The sequence below is a fragment of the Xanthobacter sp. BG11Y11_SDJG genome, from assembly GCF_057364445.1.
In genome coordinates this window covers 1-2,391 of the sequence record NZ_JBNFNU010000523.1, presented here as the reverse complement: position 1 = coordinate 2,391, position 2,391 = coordinate 1, and the positions used below count along the sequence as shown (strand labels likewise).

Below are 2,391 nucleotides of genomic sequence, written 5' to 3'. Positions count from 1 at the left end.
GGCGGCGGCGGCGACCCGGCGCCGCCGCGCGGCTCCTACATGATGAGCTGCAAGGACATCCGCGTCACCGCCGGCTGGCTGAAGGCGAGCTGCCGCGACCGCAACGGCCGCTGGGTGGACGCCACCACCGCCGTCGGCTGGTGCAGCGCCGGCCGCGACATCGCCAATGACGACGGCCGCCTCACCTGCCGGTAAGGCCAGCCGCCGTCCTTCGGCGTGTCGTCTGCGCCATCAAGCTCCGGCTTGACCGGAGCATCCCTTCCACCGCCCCGCGGCCACGCCCGGCCGCAGGATGGGCCCTCCGATTAAGTCGGAGGTCGACGGGGTGAGGGCGGTGCCGGACGACCGGCTCGCCTCCATCCCTCAGCGGCGCAGGGCCTTCACGTCGCGCACCGCGCCGCGGGCGGCGGAGGTGGTGAGCGCCGCATAGGCCTGGAGCGCCTGCGAGACGATGCGCTTGCGGCTCTCCGGCTTCCAGGCGGCGTCGCCCTTGGCCTCCATGGCGGCGCGGCGCTCGGCCAGTTCCTCGTCCGAGATGGCGACGCGGATGGAGCGGTTCGGGATGTCGATCTCGATGATGTCGCCCTCCTCCACGAGGCCGATGGCCCCGCCCTCTGCCGCCTCGGGCGAGACGTGGCCGATGGACAGGCCCGAAGAGCCGCCGGAGAAGCGCCCGTCCGTGACCAAAGCGCACTTCTTCCCGAGGCCCTTCGACTTCAGATAGGAGGTCGGGTACAGCATCTCCTGCATGCCCGGCCCGCCGCGCGGCCCCTCGTAGCGGATCAGCACGATGTCGCCCGGCAGGATGCGCTGGGTGGAGAGGATCGCCTCCACCGCCGCGTCCTGGCTCTCGAAGATGCGCGCCGGCCCCTTGAAGACGAGGATGCTCTCGTCCACGCCCGCGGTCTTCACGATGCAGCCGTCCAAGGCGATGTTGCCGTAGAGCACGGCGAGGCCGCCGTCCTTGGAATAAGCGTGCGCCACGTCGCGGATGACGCCGGCCTCGCGGTCGAGGTCGAGGTCGTCCCAGCGGCGCGACTGGCTGAATGCCACCTGGGTCGGCACGCCGCCGGGCGCGGCGCGATAGAAGGTGGCGACGCTCTCGCTCTTGGTGCGCTTCACGTCCCAGCGGTCGAGCGCGTCGGCCATGGTCGGCGCGTGGACGGTGGGCAAATCGGTGTGGATCAGCCCGCCGCGATCCAGCTCGCCGAGGATCGCCATGATGCCGCCGGCGCGGTGCACGTCCTCCATGTGGATGTTGGCGACGGCCGGGGCCACCTTGCACAGCACCGGCACGCGGCGCGAGAGGCGGTCGATGTCGGCCATGGTGAACGGCACCTCGCCCTCGTTGGCGGCCGCCAGCAGGTGCAGCACCGTGTTGGTGGAGCCGCCCATGGAGATGTCCAGCGTCATGGCGTTCTCGAACGCCTTGAACGAGGCGACGGCGCGCGGCAGCACGCTGGCGTCCTCCTGCTCGTAATAGCGGCGGGCGAGGTCGACGATGAGGTGGCCGGCCTCCACGAACAGTCGCTCGCGGTCGGCATGGGTGGCGAGCACCGAGCCGTTGCCCGGCAAGGCAAGGCCGAGCGCCTCGGTGAGGCAGTTCATGGAATTGGCGGTGAACATGCCCGAGCACGAGCCGCAGGTGGGGCACGCCGAGCGCTCCATCACCTGCACGTCGGCGTCGGAGACCTTCTCGTCGGCAGCCGCGATCATGGCGTCGATGAGGTCCACCTTCTTCTCGCCGGTGGAGAGGATCACCTTGCCGGCCTCCATCGGCCCGCCCGAGACGAACACCGCCGGGATGTTGAGGCGCATGGCGGCCATCAGCATGCCGGGGGTGATCTTGTCGCAATTGGAGATGCACACCATGGCGTCGGCGCAGTGCGCGTTGACCATGTATTCCACGCTGTCGGCGATGATCTCGCGCGAGGGCAGCGAATAGAGCATGCCGTCATGGCCCATGGCGATGCCGTCATCCACCGCGATGGTGTTGAACTCCTTGGCGACGCCGCCCGCCTTCTCGATCTCGCGCGCCACCAGCTGGCCGAGATCCTTCAGGTGCACGTGGCCCGGCACGAACTGGGTGAAGGAATTCACCACCGCGATGATCGGCTTGCCGAAATCGCCGTCCTTCATGCCGGTCGCGCGCCACAGGCCGCGGGCGCCGGCCATGTTGCGGCCGTGGGTGGACGTGCGGGAACGGTACTGGGGCATATCCTCGTCGCCTTGATAGGGCGCGGCTTCAGCCGGCGCGATGTTCTTGAAACCGCCGTTCTAACGGGGAATGGCGGCGAAGTTAAATCATTTCAAGGCGAGCCGGGCTGCCGGCCTCAGCCCGCAGGCCCGGCGTCCGGCTCCGGTCCTGCGGCTGCGGGCCGTCCTGCGGCG

2 protein-coding genes are annotated in these 2,391 nt (G+C 69.8%); one reads left to right on the top strand and one right to left on the bottom strand.

Annotation, left to right across the window (positions count from 1 at the left end; genetic code table 11):
* The coding region (locus AC2W7M_RS23850) for a hypothetical protein (RefSeq protein ID WP_486135447.1) at positions 1-195 on the top strand (195 nt) is incomplete at its 5' end.
* 168 nt (positions 196-363) lie between these two features.
* Here AC2W7M_RS23850 and ilvD read toward each other — a convergent pair.
* On the bottom strand, positions 364-2,217 hold the full coding sequence (gene ilvD, locus AC2W7M_RS23845) for a dihydroxy-acid dehydratase (RefSeq protein WP_486135445.1): 1,854 nt from the start codon (positions 2,215-2,217) through the stop codon (positions 364-366).
* Positions 2,218-2,391 lie beyond the last annotated feature (174 nt).